The sequence below is a fragment of the Helicobacter sp. 16-1353 genome, assembly GCF_003288815.1.
Classification (GTDB): domain Bacteria; phylum Campylobacterota; class Campylobacteria; order Campylobacterales; family Helicobacteraceae; genus NHYM01.
In genome coordinates this window covers 74,638-87,901 of record NZ_NHYM01000005.1, presented here as the reverse complement: position 1 = coordinate 87,901, position 13,264 = coordinate 74,638, and the positions used below count along the sequence as shown (strand labels likewise).

Genomic DNA, 13,264 nt, shown 5'->3' with positions numbered 1-13,264 from the left:
GATAATATAGGGTTATCGCCCTATATTACGAGATAGAATCTCACTTGACCTTATAGATATAATTATTTATTGGCAGTTTGAAAGGATTGCTATTTCCGCTTAATGCATCCTTTGCTAAGGGAGAGTTTCCAAGATTTATCATTAGATATTTTATAATCATTTTTAGGCTGATATAGGGCAGTCCAACGACATTAGTTTTATAAATAAGCTCATATTTTTCTTGCATATTTTGTAAATAAGCGGAATCTATATATTTATTTGAATTTTGATTTAGTATGATTATATCGCCCTTTTTTGGGGTGGATACGCTCGTAGAATTATGGATAGTAAATGGCGAATTTTTGTCATTTTGCCAATGAAGTGGGCTTTGTAAAAGACTAGTGGCGTTTGGCTCTTTTGATAAAACATCAAAGTTAGAGACATTATAGATTTCTTCTAAATATTTTATGAAATAAAACCAAAAGTGGTCGTTATATCCGCTTCCTCTGCCTATGCCATCAAAATAGATTCTTGTTTTATCGCTATTTTGGCTAATGTATTTAGCCATAAAATCCAAGCTTTGGTGGAATGCTACGCCTTGAGATTTTAGCGACATAAAAGTCCAAATGGATTGTGGTAAGACATTAGTAATATATAAAATCATACAAAACCCAAAGATTAGTTTAGCTATTTTATATCTTAGATATTTACCTAAATAATACACCACACTCCCAGCTACGATAAAATATATAGGCACTAAGTAATAGCTAGTAAAAAGTTGCAATTTTATATACACAGCAAAATATAAGATTCCGCCCACTAGTAAGCTATCCCAAAAAATGGCTATAGAATCTAGGCTTTTTGATTTTATAGTAGAGTAGATTCTGCAAAGTGTAATAAATGGCAGTAAGATAACTATAAAAGCGTCATTTAAGATAAAGTTAAATAAGCCTTTTATTAAAAATATGGCGTAATTATAAAAGCTTAGATTTGCCTTGTTAAATGCGACTTCTTCATAGCTAGATTCTACATTTGGCATAACATAAAGAGTGTAAATCACCACAAAAATTAATGCACTAACAAGCAATAAGATGCAATAAATAAAATAGATTCTATTGATTTTTTTACTAGCATACATATAGATTATATTTAAAAATCCAAAAGCCCCAATAGCTAGAAAACTAGGCTCTTTTAGATAAATCGCCATATTTGCCGCTAAAATCCCAAGTATGAAAAAAATCGCTCTATTTTCACTTTTATAAATCTTATAACTCATAAATACAAAAAGCACCAAAGCAAAGCAAAGCGGACTTTCCGGATAGCAAATGCCTACCATAATCGTTACAAAGCCCATATTTAAAAAGCAGATAAAACAAATGATAAATCTAATAAAAGGACTATTTGGAAGTGCATTTTTTAAAAAATTCCAAAACAAAAGAGCGATAAAAAGCGTAATTATTGCGTGATAGCCAAAGAATAAATAAGGCGAATGTGAGATTTGCATTAGCATATTTAGGTCGCTAAAAGCTAGTGGGTAGAATCTGCCTATGCCTAGATTGATACCATTTGTAATTGGGATATTATGATATATATCTAGCCACCAAAGTGCGTCATCTAGGTTAAAAGCATATCTAGAATAAATAACAATGCATAAGCAATAGCTTAAAATAAAAGCATAAAATGCATAATTCCAAAAGCTATTTTTTCGTGTTTTTCGCGGGTTTGGAGTGGAATCTAAGTGATTTGTGGAATCTCGCGTTTGGCTTGGTGTAGAATCTGTATTAGATTCTAGGCTGGAATCTGCGTTGGAATTTCGTTTTTGGCTTGAAGTAGAATCTAAATATTGGGCAGAATCTATAGAATCTGTATTAGATTCTAGGCTGGAATCTGCGTTGAAATCTAATTTGGAATCTAGCTTCCCCCCCCCCATACTAGCAAAATTCATCATTTAACGATTCTCCTTATAGTATTTGATGAAATCTTAGCTTTTTAAGTCTTATAAATATATTTTGTAATTTTCTTGTAATTGATATTATTTATAATCCTAATTATCAAATATAAAAGGATTACAATGAAGATATTAATATCATTAATTTTTATGATTGCAATATTAGGGGCAAATCAAATAAATGGTGCTGGAGCATCTTTCCCAGCAAATGTTTATATGAGTTGGGTTAAAGAGTATCAAAAGGCAACTTCCATAAAGGTTAATTATCAATCCATTGGAAGTGGGGGCGGAGTAAAACAAATAAAAGCAAACACTATTGATTTTGGTGCTACTGATGAGGCATTAGATAAAAAAGAATTACAAGATTCTAATCTAATACAATTTCCTACACTTAGTGGTGCAATAGTAGTGGCTTATAATCTAGATGGAATCAATGATGGGGAATTAAAGCTAAGCAATGAAGCTATAGCTGGAATCTTTCTTGGAAAAATCACAAAATGGAATGACAAAATCATAGCAAAAGATAATCCAAATCTATCTCTACCAGACCTTGAAATATCTATTATACATAGGAGTGATGGAAGCGGAACTACATATAATTTTACATCATATTTATCCCAAATATCAAAAGAATGGAATGATAATATTGGATATGGAAAAGCAATATCTTGGCCAAAAGGTGTTGGTGGAAAAGGCAATGAGGGTGTTTCACATTTAATTAAAAGCATAAAAGGTGCTATTGGATATACGGAGTTATCATATAAAAATAATCTAAAGCTAAGTGCTGCAAAACTCCAAACTAAAAGTGGCAATTGGGTAGAGGCAAATATGCAAACAATAGCAGAAGCAAATAAAAATGCAAAATGGGATAAAGATACATTTTCAGCAAATCTACTCTTAGGAGATGGTGCAAATAGCTATCCAATAGTTAGTGCTACTTATATATTAATCCCAAAAGATTCTAAGATTAAATTAGATATTGTAAAGTTTTTTGAATACTGCTTTGATAATGGTGATAAAAGTGCATTGAGAATGGAGATTGCCCCATTACCAAAGGAAGTAAAAGAGCAGATTAAAATATTTCTACAAACACAATAATTACATTTTGAGATTAAAAATAGATTCTATATAGAATCTATTTTTATTTATAAACTCGTATTTTCTATCACAACGGAATCTGCAGTGATATTCGTCCCATAAACTTCGCTTAAAGTCGCATCATAAGCTTTGTGAATGAAATTTTCTTTTCCAAGTTTTACCAAAATCTCATTTAGCTTATTTAATAATTCCGTATTACCTTTTTTGACTGCAGGAGCGATTACATCATCGTTTCCTAAATGAGTTATGCCAACTTCATATGGTGGATTTGCATTCGCCCACGCAAAAAGCAATAGATTATCGTGTGCCAAAGCCTCGCCTCGATTATCTTTTAATGCTAAAAATGCCTCTGTATTCTGGTCGAATTTCAATATATTCATATCTGGGTAATGTTCGCTAAAATAAAAATCTGCCGTTGTTCCTTTATTTACAATTAAAGTTTTATCTTTTAATTCATCTACATTTTTTATATCTCCATTTTTTGAAACCACACCAAGTGCGACTTTCATATATGGGAGGGCGAAATCTACCACTTCTTCTCTCTCTTTTGTTTTAGTAAAATTTGCAAAAATTATATCAACCTTATTTGATTTCAAAAACTCAACTCTATTTTGTGCCTCCACAAGGACAAATTCTAGTTTGTTTTCATCACCTAAAAGCTCCTTTGCAACCTGTTTTGCGATATAAATATCAAAGCCTTGATTTACCCCATTGCTATCTACATAGCCAAATGGTGGTTTATCGCCGAAAACGCCGATTATAACCTTATCTCGCTCTATTATTTTGCTTAGCGAATCATCAGTTTTTTGTGTAGATTCTGCTTGTGTATTTTCTCCGCACGCTACGAAAAAAACGCCTATAAAAATCATTGTTAATATGCTAAAAAATTTTTTCATTCTATTTCCTAATATTATTTTTAAACTAAGAATTGTTTCAAAAAGAATCTAAAAGATAGCTAAATATCTAAGAAGAAAAGCAATACCAAACGATATTGCTTTTTATTGAGATTATGGGACTAAATTCTCCAAATCTTTTTTTGCTTCCTCTAGCTCACCTTGTAAAACCTTTAGTTTTGCTTCCTCTGCTTTTACTTTTAGTGTTTTACCCTTTGCCTTAGCGGCTTCTATATCGCTTTGTGTTTCTTTAATCTTATTTTCATATTTTGATATTTTGGATTTTAATTCATTAGAAATACTGCCATCTTCGCATTTTGCTTTTACTGCTGCTAATGAATTTTTAAGTCCATCTATTTTGCTACTTTGCCCAAATTGCTCTGCAATCTTGATTTGCTTTTCTATATCATCAATCTTATTTTGACAAGTATCACTTATGCTATTTGCACTAAGTAACCCAAATGCTAAAATTGACATAGTTAGAATCTTATACATAAAAACTCCTTTAAAATGTGAATTAAGTATTATAATCTAAAATCCATAAAAATATAGGAAATATCAATGAGAATATTAATAATAAGTCTTGGCGGAACAATTGGTATGAAAAGGGATAATAAGCTAAATGCTGGGATTCCAGCAAGTGATGCTAATGATTTTATCGCTACATTAAAATCGCATAGTAATATGGATTTGGATATTACAACAAAAAGTTTTTGTAATCTACCTAGCGGTAGTTTGGATTTTGAGATTCTAAGTGAGGTTATTGTATATGCTAAAAAGAGCGTTGATAGTGGGATTAATGCGATTATTATAACACAAGGAACTGATACAATCGAAGAAAGTAGTTTTTTCTTTAATCTTTTTTGGGATAGGGAAGAGACTATAATATTTTGTGGTGCTATGAGAATGGAGGGCGAATTTGCCTATGATGGAATTTGGAATCTTAGCTCAAGTATCGCAGTTGCAAGTAATCTACAATCCAAAAATAGAGGTGTTTTAGTGGTTGTTGGAGATAGAATCTTTTCTGCAAATTGGATTAAAAAAATCCATTCCACTTTTATCGATGCATTTGATGCGATACATTTAGAGGGGATTCTTATAGAAAATAAACCAAGATTTTTTGCCCTACCTTTAAAGCGTATGACCTTTCCACTCCCAAAACAGCATAAAAAAATTATGTTTTTAGAGCAGAATCTAGGCGAAAATAATGAGATATTAGATTTTGTTGATTTATTTGATGGGATTATTATAAATGGCTTTGGTTCAGGGCATATTAGTGCTAAAAGTATGGATAAGATTAAAAGCTTAAATATTCCTATAATAGTTGCCTCTAGAACGGCTTTTGGCTTTAGCACAAAATGGACTTATGGATATAAAGGCAGTGAGATTGATTTGCAAAATAATGGTGCAATTATGAGCGGAATCCTAGATGCAAGACGAGCTAGGATTCTACTATGGTGTATTTTAGGCAATGATTTTGATTTATCAAAATTTAATGAATTTGAGGAGAGCATTGCAATAAGTTAGTTTAAATTTGGTAGAATCTGTGTTTTTTAACATTTGTATATAAATTTATAAAGGCTTACAATGATTTTTATTGATGCTTGCAAGAGAAAAGATACCCCATATACGCCTATATGGCTTATGAGACAAGCAGGTCGATATTTGAGTGAATATAGAGAAGTTAGGGCAAAAGCTGGGAATTTCTTAGATTTATGCAAGAATCCAGCTCTATCTTGTGAGGTTACACTCCAGCCCATTGATATACTTGATTGCGATGCAGCGATACTTTTTAGTGATATTTTAGTTATTCCGCTTGAGATGGGTTTGGGATTAAATTTTTTAAAAAATGAAGGACCAAAGTTTGAAACTTGCATAAGAAATAATAATGATTTGGGTATTTTGCAAACTAATGCATATAAAAAATTAGATTATGTTTATGATACGATTTCCCTAACTAGAGCAAAATTAAGTAAAGATAAAGCTTTGATAGGATTTTGCGGAGCACCTTGGACTTTGGCTACTTATATGATTGAAGGGCAGGGGAGTAAAACCTATACCCATTCTAAGAAAATGCTTTATACAAACCCAAATCTACTTCGCAATATATTAGAGAAACTTACAAATGAATTAAAACTATATCTAGAATCTCAAATAAAAGCTGGAGTAGATGCTATTATGATTTTTGATTCTTGGGCGGGAGCATTGGAAGAAAAAGCCTATATTGAGTTTGGATTTAACTATATTAATGAGATTGCAGATTATATTAAAAAAACATATTCCAATATTCCTATTATTGTTTTTCCAAAAGGAGTTGGCGGATTTTTAGATAGATTTGCTAATTTGAATAGCAATTTTGATGTTTTCGGTATTGATTGGGGGACTTCAATGAAAAATGCTAAACATATATTAGGAGATAAATTTGTCCTACAAGGCAATTTAGAACCTTGCAGAATCTACGATATGGAGGCAATGGAAAGTGGCATAGATGACATAATAAATATTATGGGAAATACAAGCGGACATATATTTAATCTAGGGCATGGAATGTTGCCAGATTTGCCTGTTAGTAATGCGATAAGATTAGTTCAATTAGTAAGAGAAAAAACAAAAAGATAATATTTGGAGTGGAGATAAATGCAAAAAGTTTTCTTAAAAATTTCAAAAATACTAGATTCTATAACAAAATTTTTTTCTTATTTTTGTATCGCTATGCTTTGCATATTAACATTAATTGTATTTCTTAAAGCTGTTTTGTTGCAGTTTGGCATTGCTAGTGCCATCTTTGATGATTTGAGTATGTATTTTTTTAGTGCATTTTTCTTACCTGCTATCTCATATGCCCTTTTATTGGATAAACATGTAAGATTAGATGTTGTATATGTCAAATATTCTAAGAGGCAAAAGCTTTATTTTTGGATTTTTGTTAATCTATTTTTTATTATTCCATTTAGTGCTGTGATTTCTTATTTTGGATTCCATTTTGCATTACAAGGATTTCATATAATGGAATCCTCTCCAAATGGCAGAATCCCATATTATTTTATATTTAAAGGTTTAATTGCATTTGGATTTTTACTTGTGATATTGCAAAGTATAAGTGAGATTCTAAAGTCAATAATGGCATTAAAAGGTGAGAAAGTAGATTTTATCGATGAAGATATAACAAAAGAAGATTTATCGATGATTGGAGTGTAATGTGGAATTGTCATTTTTAATTATCCTATCAATATCACTTTTATTGCTTGGTGTGCCTGTGGCATTTGCATTTGGAGCTAGTGGATTACTCGTCGGGACATATTTAATGGTTTTTAATGGCGATGAATTTGCGTATTTACTTACATTTCTACCGAATAGAATCGATGGCATAATGAGTAATCAAACATTAATTTCCGTTCCACTTTTTATTTTTATGGGAATGATTCTAGAAAAAAGTGGAATTGCCGAGAGACTTATAGAATCCATCGCGAAGCTATTTGGTAGTATATCTGGCGGAATGGCTATCGGTGTTATAGGTGTTGGCGTTTTATTAGCTGCTAGCACAGGGATAGTTGGTGCAACTGTTGTTATGATGAGTGCTATTGCTATTCCTGTTATGATTAAAGCTGGATATAATAAAAAACTTACAGCTGGAGTTGTTGCTGCAAGTGGAACTTTGGGGCAGATTATCCCTCCTTCTATTATTTTGATAATATTAAGCGATGTTTTAAGAATAAGCGTTAGGGATTTATTCACTGCTGCGATTTTGCCTAGTATACTCTTAGTTGGTATGTATATTATATTTATTATCGTAATTGCGATTTTTATGCCACATTTAGCCCCGCCATTAAGAGATGAGAATAAAAATAAAAAAGATATTATTATAGAAGTATTTAAGATGTCCATTCCACCGATAATCTTAATACTACTTGTTTTAGGAAGTATTTTAAATGGTTTTGCAGAGCCTACCGAAGCTGCGGCAGTTGGCGTTTTAGGGGCTGTTATTTTATCTATTTGTTATAAAAGTTTTAGTATTAAATTATTAAAAGAAGCAAGTATCGCAAGTGTGATTTTCTGCGGTATGGTTTTTGCGATATTGATTGGAGCGACTTGCTTTACACTCGTGTTTAATGAGCTTGGTGGCGATAAAGTCGTCCTTGACTTTTTCTCATCTTATTTGGATAGCCCATTATCTTTTATTATTTTTTCTATGCTTATTATTTTCATACTTGGATTTTTCATTGATTTTTTTGAGATATGTTATATTGTTTTGCCGATTTTATCCGGTATCGCAATGCATTATCAAGTAGATATGCTTTGGTTTGGGATATTGATAGCAGTAAATTTACAAACTAGTTTTTTAACGCCACCATTTGGATTCTCCATATTTTTCTTAAAGTCAGCAATTGGCGATTTAATAAGCATTGTCGATATTTATAAAGGCGTTATTCCCTTTATTGCATTGCAACTTTTAGTTTTAATTTTATTGTTTTTATTTCCGGATTTAATTATCTCAAGCGATGATTTTGAGAGAATATTTGGCTTTTAGATTATCCTTTAAGCCTTTTTATCTCCTCATAAATCAAAGGCAGTGCGACTGAAGCGTTTCTGTAATACACGCTATCAAAGATATTTTCATCGATGCTTGGGCACTTCTCCAAATTATTTAGTATTTTATACCCCTTATTTAGAAGATAGCAGATATTGACGACCTCGCCGCTCGTGCCAATAACTAGGACTATATCATCATCGCAAATATTATTAAATATTGTATAAAGCTCGGCATATTTTGGGGCATTTTCGTAGAAAAATACTACATTTGGCTTTAGCCGCTCCGCCCCACATTTAGGACAAGGGCTAAAATCATATGCCTTGTAGCCAATCTCAATAATACATTCACACCTAATGCACCTAAGCGAAGTCAGCTCCCCATGCAAATGCACGACATTTTTACACCCCGCTTTTTCAAAAAGATTGTCGATATTTTGCGTGATATTAATAATACCAAATTCGTCCTCCAGCCTTTTAATAAGCTTATGGGCGGGATTTGGGAGCTTAGATTCTAGCTCTTTGCGTCTTTTGTTATAAAAACTATGCACGAGTTCGTAGTTACTCTCCCAATTGCGGTAGTTGCAGATAGTATTTGGGTCGTGCTTCGCCCACAAGCCATCGCTATCCCTAAAAGTGGCGATTCCACTCTCCGCACTTATCCCAGCCCCACTAAATACGATGATTTTACCATTTTTAAAATCCGGCATTTGAAGTCCTTTTACATTAAAAATATGCTTTAGATTCTACAAGATTCTTTATCATTTTTAAGCTATAAATCTATTTTTTTGTCGCTTATTTAATGTGAATCTTGTGCTTTAAAGAATTTTCATAAAAATTGCGTAGCAATTTTCGTAAACTAAAATTTGTGCGAAGCACCAAATAGGGGCGGTGGGTGGGATTGAGAATAAAAACGAGGGCGAAGCCCTCCACCGAATAAAATCCCGTATAATTTTAGATTCTAGGCAAAGCCTTTATAAAATGAAAATATTTCAAGGCGAATTCATTTTCTCGTTCACGCTTTAGATTTCGCCAACTTGAGTGTTTTAGCGGATTAGAATCTCCGCAAATTCCGCCTTTTCTCCCAGTTCAGCTCAAGGGGGACAAGGGGGGCTTAAATGATGATTTGCCAAAGGCAAAACGCAGTTTCTAGTAAAGGCAAAGTTCGCTCCCTATCCCCCGAAGCCCCCAAAATGAGCGAAGCGAAATTTCCTGCCAACCCTCGACGACGCTTCTTTCGGTATCCGTGCTACGCACGGAGATTAAGAAATTTACTTTTTAAGAGCTATGCTCTTAAAAAAATATGGGAGGCGTCAGCCTCACAGAAATAAAAAAAGGCGGTGAGCGGGAATAGAGATTTTAAGAGCGTTAGCTCTTAAAATATCCTTGCAAGAAGCATTAAAAACAAAATAATTTGCCAAATCTTTTTTTGCAAGAAAACTTACGATAAGTCTAAATTAAAGATTTTGAAATCTTTTGGAGCCTTACTTCACGCTATCCCCATAGCCGTAGTTTTCCACCACGAAGTCTATATCCTTATCGCCCCTACCGCTTAGATTTACAAGCAGTTTTTTACCCGGGAAATCCTTGGCAATTTTTAGTGCATACGCCACGGCGTGGGAAGATTCGATAGCTGGGATAATCCCCTCAAATCGACTTAGTTCAAAAAATGCCTTTATCGCCTCATCGTCGTTTATCGCCATAACTTTTGTCCGCCCAATGGAACTTAAATAGGCGTGTTCTGGTCCCACGCTTGGGTAGTCCAAGCCGCTTGCCACGCTATGCACACTTGCTGGCTCTCCGTCGCCATCTTTTAGCATAATGGAGTTAAAGCCGTGCATCACGCCCTCGCTCCCATATGAGAGACTTGCGGCGTGTTCACCTAGCTTCACGCTATCCAACTTTGATTTGCCAAGTGGCTCAACGCCGATTAGCTCGATAAAATCCTCTTCGATAAACGCGCTAAATATCCCCATTGCGTTACTTCCGCCACCCACACAAGCGATGATTTTATCTGGTAGTTCGCCTGTCATATCCAAAAACTGCTCTTTTGCCTCCAGCCCCACGATATGCTGGAAATCCCGCACAATGCGAGGGAATGGGTGAGGTCCCACCACGCTTCCTATGGCATAAATGGAATTTATCGGGTCTTTTAAATACGCCTCAAATGCCGAATCTACAGCTTCTTTAAGCGTTTTTGCCCCAAAAGTTACAGGCACGACATTCGCCCCTAGAATCTTCATTCTAACGACATTTGGATATTCCTTTTTTATATCCACTTCTCCCATGTGAATCTCACACTCCATACCAAAATACGCCGCCGCAGTGGCTAACGCCACGCCGTGCTGTCCTGCTCCAGTCTCGGCTATTAGCTTCTTTTTACCCATAAATTTTGCTAGTAATGCCTCGCCCATGCAGTGATTTAGCTTGTGGGCTCCAGTGTGGTTTAAATCCTCTCGTTTTAGGTAGATTCCCGCTCCGCCGTATTTATTGGTTAGATTCTTAGCAAAATAAATCGGTGTTGGTCGCCCTTGAAAATGAGTGCGAATCCTCCTAAGCTCGGCTATAAACTCCGCATTTTGTGCGATTAGCTCATAAGCCTTATTAATCTCTTGCATTTGCTTTGCAATCGCTTCCGGCACGAATGCCCCGCCAAACTTTCCAAAAAATCCCTCTTCATTTGGGAACTCTTTTAAATATGGTTTTTTCATAATTTCAATCCTTTTATATTTTTTATTTATTTTTTAATGTAGTGTGTATAATATGCGGTGCTTAAAGCACCACCATAAGAATCTAGGATTTAATAAAATCATAAATATATTATTCATTATGCTACTTTTCAATATTATTAATTTCATCTAGGATTCTATTACGAAATTGCTTAAAATCTTGTATTTTATGTTTGCCATAAAACATCACAATATCAGCTATATTTTTGAAATATTCCATACTATTTTGATTATCTATAAGCTCATCATTATCAGCGAGAAAAACCACTAATTTACTTTGTGGTATTTTGACAAAAGACTTATAAGAATCTAGATTCTCTTTACTAAAAATAAATGTGGTATTTGTAGTTTTATTATCATTTTTACCTATATATTTTTCTAATTGCATATGTGGATTTATAACGGGATTAAAAAGAAAGCAAATTTTGGCAGATTCTATAAATGCACTATAAGCAAGTGCATAAAATGCACCTAGAGAATTACCAAATAATATAAAATCTTCTTTATTATAGTCTAGGGATTCTAGTATTTGAGTTTTTAGGGAATCTAGATTCTCACTACAATTTCTATCTACAAAGTATTCTAAATCAATGATTTTTAGCTCACTAAATGCTTGAGATAGTAGATTATAGGTATCGCATCCTTTGGAAGAATGCATACCATGTAAATAAAAATATTTCATTATTTTTTATATTTTTTTTGCCCTATTTCGTAGAAATTCACGCCCTTAGAATCTATCGCCACAATCGCAGGGAAATCCACCACCTCAAGTCTAGCTATCGCCTCAGGTCCTAGCTCCGGATATGCCAAAACCTCGTATTTCTTTATGCTTTTGGCAATCAGTGCTCCAGCTCCGCCAATTGCGACCATATAAACCGCCTTATGCTTGATAATCGCCTCAATGACCTCTTTATTTCGATATCCCTTGCCAATCATTCCGCTAATGCCAAAATCTAGCATCATCGGCGTATATTTATCCATTCGCCCACTTGTGGTTGGACCTGCCGCACCGATGACCTCTCCGGGCTTCGCTGGGCTTGGACCTAAGTAATAAATGGTTTGATTTACCAAATCCACAGGGATTTTCTCTCCCCTCCCAAAAGCCTCAAAAAGCTTTTTATGCGCGGCGTCCCTTGCAGCGATAATTTGCCCACTAATTAGCACATTATCCCCAGCTTTCAAATCCTTAATATCCTCTTTGCTAAATGGAGCGTTTAATTTTATTTCCATATTATCCCCCTAAAGTTCGATGTGTGCGTGGCGAGCAGCGTGGCAGTTGATATTTATCGCCACTGGAAGCCCCGCAATATGCGTTGGATACCACTCGACATTTATCGCAAATGCCGTTGTATTGCCCCCTAGTCCTTGCGGACCTACGCCGGAGTTATTGGCGATTTCTAGGAGTTCGTCCTCTAGCTTGGCGTATCTTGGGTCGCTATTGTGGCTGCCGACTTCTCTAACTGCGGCGATTTTTGCCAAAATTGCGGCTTTTTCCATCGTGCCGCCAATTCCAACACCCACGACCAGCGGAGGACAGGCATTTGGACCAGCTAGGTCGATTGCCTCTTTAAAGACCTTTTTTACGCCATCAATTCCATCTGCGGGAACTAGCATTTTTAAAATGCTCTTATTCTCGCTCCCAAAGCCCTTTGCCGCCATTGTAATACCTAGCTTATCGCCTTTTACGATTCTGGTGTGGATTACAGCTGGGGTGTTATTCGTGGTGTTTTTTCGCTCGAAAAGTGGCTCTTCTACGACGGATTTTCGTAAGTATCCGCCCACATAGCCTTCTTTTATGCCTTCATTTATGGCGTCCTCTAAATATCCGCCTACGATTCTCACATCTTGCCCCACTTCTAGGAAAACCACCGCCATTCCCGTATCTTGGCAGATTGGGATAAAGCTTTTCTCCGCGATTTTGCCATTTTCGATTAGCTTATCTAATATGCTTTTGCCTAGGGGCGAAGATTCCTTATTTTTGGCGTTTTCGAATGCCTTTTTTATATCCGGTGTTTGCACGCAACAAGCCTCTACGCAGAGCTTTGCGACACTTTTGACAATATCTTCATATCGTATTTCTCTCACTTTTC

General features: G+C 34.8%; 13 protein-coding genes. 5 read left to right on the top strand and 8 right to left on the bottom strand.

Features of this window, described 5'->3' with window-relative positions:
- Positions 1–40: 40 nt before the first annotated feature.
- Positions 41–1,927, bottom strand: coding sequence for a hypothetical protein (locus CCY99_RS04400; RefSeq protein WP_112060203.1), 1,887 nt, complete (start codon positions 1,925–1,927; stop codon positions 41–43).
- Between the two features lie 123 nt (positions 1,928–2,050).
- On the opposite strand from CCY99_RS04400, the gene pstS reads away from it, so the two are divergent.
- Positions 2,051–3,025: a phosphate ABC transporter substrate-binding protein PstS gene (pstS, locus tag CCY99_RS04395; protein WP_112060202.1), complete on the top strand. Its 975-nt coding sequence runs from the start codon at positions 2,051–2,053 to the stop codon at positions 3,023–3,025.
- Positions 3,026–3,072: 47 nt separating this feature from the next.
- On the opposite strand, the gene CCY99_RS04390 is transcribed toward pstS, so the two are convergent.
- Both CCY99_RS04390 and CCY99_RS04385 read right to left on the bottom strand, forming a co-directional pair.
- The gene (locus CCY99_RS04390) at positions 3,073–3,921 is read right to left on the bottom strand and encodes a transporter substrate-binding domain-containing protein (protein ID WP_112060201.1); all 849 of its coding nucleotides are present in this window, start codon (positions 3,919–3,921) and stop codon (positions 3,073–3,075) included.
- A 111-nt stretch (positions 3,922–4,032) separates the two neighbouring features.
- Positions 4,033–4,413: a DUF1090 family protein gene (locus CCY99_RS04385; RefSeq protein WP_112060200.1), complete on the bottom strand. Its 381-nt coding sequence runs from the start codon at positions 4,411–4,413 to the stop codon at positions 4,033–4,035.
- 66 nt (positions 4,414–4,479) lie between these two features.
- Here CCY99_RS04385 and CCY99_RS04380 point away from each other — a divergent pair, with 66 nt between their 5' ends.
- The 4 genes from CCY99_RS04380 to CCY99_RS04365 are packed head-to-tail and all read left to right on the top strand — an operon-like array spanning position 4,480 to position 8,446.
- The gene (locus CCY99_RS04380; RefSeq protein WP_112060199.1) at positions 4,480–5,445 is read left to right on the top strand and encodes an asparaginase domain-containing protein; all 966 of its coding nucleotides are present in this window, start codon (positions 4,480–4,482) and stop codon (positions 5,443–5,445) included.
- A gap of 60 nt (positions 5,446–5,505) precedes the next feature.
- Entirely contained in the window at positions 5,506–6,537 is a 1,032-nt protein-coding gene (gene hemE / locus CCY99_RS04375; protein ID WP_112060198.1) for a uroporphyrinogen decarboxylase, read from the top strand.
- Between the two features lie 18 nt (positions 6,538–6,555).
- The gene (locus tag CCY99_RS04370) at positions 6,556–7,116 is read left to right on the top strand and encodes a TRAP transporter small permease subunit (RefSeq protein ID WP_112060197.1); all 561 of its coding nucleotides are present in this window, start codon (positions 6,556–6,558) and stop codon (positions 7,114–7,116) included.
- A 1-nt stretch (position 7,117) separates the two neighbouring features.
- Positions 7,118–8,446, top strand: a complete 1,329-nt coding sequence (locus tag CCY99_RS04365) for a TRAP transporter large permease subunit (RefSeq protein WP_112060196.1) — start codon at positions 7,118–7,120, stop codon at positions 8,444–8,446.
- 1 nt (position 8,447) lies between these two features.
- On the opposite strand, the gene CCY99_RS04360 is transcribed toward CCY99_RS04365, so the two are convergent.
- The 5 genes from CCY99_RS04360 to CCY99_RS04335 form a co-directional block, all read right to left on the bottom strand.
- Entirely contained in the window at positions 8,448–9,155 is a 708-nt protein-coding gene (locus tag CCY99_RS04360; protein WP_112060195.1) for a Sir2 family NAD-dependent protein deacetylase, read from the bottom strand.
- Positions 9,156–9,929: 774 nt separating this feature from the next.
- The gene (trpB, locus tag CCY99_RS04350; RefSeq protein ID WP_112060193.1) at positions 9,930–11,156 is read right to left on the bottom strand and encodes a tryptophan synthase subunit beta; all 1,227 of its coding nucleotides are present in this window, start codon (positions 11,154–11,156) and stop codon (positions 9,930–9,932) included.
- 121 nt (positions 11,157–11,277) lie between these two features.
- Positions 11,278–11,856, bottom strand: a complete 579-nt coding sequence (locus tag CCY99_RS04345) for a YqiA/YcfP family alpha/beta fold hydrolase (RefSeq protein WP_112060192.1) — start codon at positions 11,854–11,856, stop codon at positions 11,278–11,280.
- Positions 11,856–12,404 (bottom strand): Fe-S-containing hydro-lyase, encoded by a 549-nt coding sequence (locus CCY99_RS04340; protein ID WP_112060191.1) that lies wholly within the window; start codon positions 12,402–12,404, stop codon positions 11,856–11,858. The genes CCY99_RS04345 and CCY99_RS04340 overlap by 1 nt, the downstream gene beginning before the upstream one ends.
- 9 nt (positions 12,405–12,413) lie before the next feature.
- Positions 12,414–13,259, bottom strand: a complete 846-nt coding sequence (locus CCY99_RS04335) for a fumarate hydratase (protein ID WP_112060190.1) — start codon at positions 13,257–13,259, stop codon at positions 12,414–12,416.
- Between the last annotated feature and the right edge of the window lie 5 nt (positions 13,260–13,264).